Source organism: Vibrio sp. Vb1574, assembly GCF_033338675.1.
This window is the reverse complement of record NZ_JAWOTC010000223.1, coordinates 1-1,364: the sequence shown is the minus strand read 5'-3', so window position 1 is coordinate 1,364 and position 1,364 is coordinate 1. Positions and strand designations below refer to the sequence as shown.

At 48.3% G+C, this 1,364-nt stretch carries 2 protein-coding genes; both read right to left on the bottom strand.

The window, feature by feature from the left end; genetic code table 11:
- A partial coding sequence (locus tag R7O12_RS25005) for a GMC family oxidoreductase N-terminal domain-containing protein (protein WP_318126753.1) occupies window positions 1-1,140 on the bottom strand: 1,140 nt, incomplete at its 3' end.
- A 20-nt stretch (window positions 1,141-1,160) separates the two neighbouring features.
- Window positions 1,161-1,364: aldehyde dehydrogenase family protein (locus R7O12_RS25000; protein ID WP_318126751.1), on the bottom strand; the 204-nt coding region annotated here is incomplete at its 5' end.

The following is a 1,364-nucleotide window of genomic DNA, read 5'->3' as shown; positions in this document are numbered from 1 at the left end:
TGCCGCAGGTAGGAAGTGATATTGAATATTTGGCCACTTTAATCCTTCACGCGAACGAATAAACGCACACGATTCAAAATGGTTAGTTGCGCCAAGACCTTTTCGAGTCAGAATCCACTCGGTACCGATTAACCCTTTGCTCACCAAGCCTAGTTTACTGTTCAGTGTGATTGACTGCTTACAGTGGTATTGGAAGTACACTTCCAGATGGTCTTGCAGGTTTTTACCTACCCCTTCCAACTGGTGTTTCAACTCAATGCCCGCTTTTTCCAGTACATCTTTAGGGCCAATACCTGAAAGTTGAAGTAGCTGTACCGAGCCGATTGAGCCTGCACTAGAAATGACTTCATTTTTCGCGAAACACTGCTGAATTGAACCTGCTTTCTCAAATTCAACGCCGACCGCTTTCTTACCTTGTAGCCCTGTCTCTTCAAGCCCTTTTTCATCGCTCCCTGCTTCTTCAAGCAAGACACGTCGCACAGTCACTCGCTTCATGAGTGTGAAGTTCTTGCGCTTTTTAGCACGGCTTAAGTATGCATTAGAGGTTGAAGCACGTACGCCTTTATCAACCGTCATGTGCATCGGACCGAAGCCTTCCTGCTGGAAACCGTTGTAATCGTCAGTTTCTGGATAGCCCGCCTCTTTACCAGCCTCAATAAAGGCTTCATACAACGGGTTCAGCTTCATGTCATTGCCGCTACATGTACCTAGCGGACCACTGTCACCGCGGTACTCATCAGCACCACCGACCCAAGATTCAGCTTTGCGGAAGTACGGTAAGCACGCTTGGTAATTCCAGCCTTTTGCTCCCTCTTCTTCCCACTGATCGAAGTCGCAAGCATGGCCACGTACGTAAACCATACCGTTGATAGAAGAGCTACCACCGAGAACTTTACCGCGAGGACAGTGCAACTGGCGTCCATCAAGACCATCTTCTTGTACGGTCTCAAACTGCCAAGCGTATTTTTCAGTGTTCATCGGGTACGAAAGTGCTGTCGGCATTTGGATGAAAATACTCTTATCCGTACCACCCGCTTCCAGCAATAATACTGAGTGCTGACCGCTCTCACTCAAGCGATCCGCTAACACACAGCCGGCCGAACCCGCACCGACGATAATATAATCGTAGTGTTGTTTCATTTTGTGTCTCCTAGGAGTGTTTAGAGATAAGGGCTTTCGAAATCGCTAAGTTGAACCAGTACGCTCTTAGTTTGCGTGTAATGCTTCAGTGTTTCGACGCCGTTCTCGCGGCCAATGCCGGATTGCTTGTAGCCACCAACTGGCATTTCTGCCGGAGAATCACCCCAAGCATTAACCCAGCAGATACCTGCCTGAATTTTGTGAATAACGCGATGAGCGCGAGA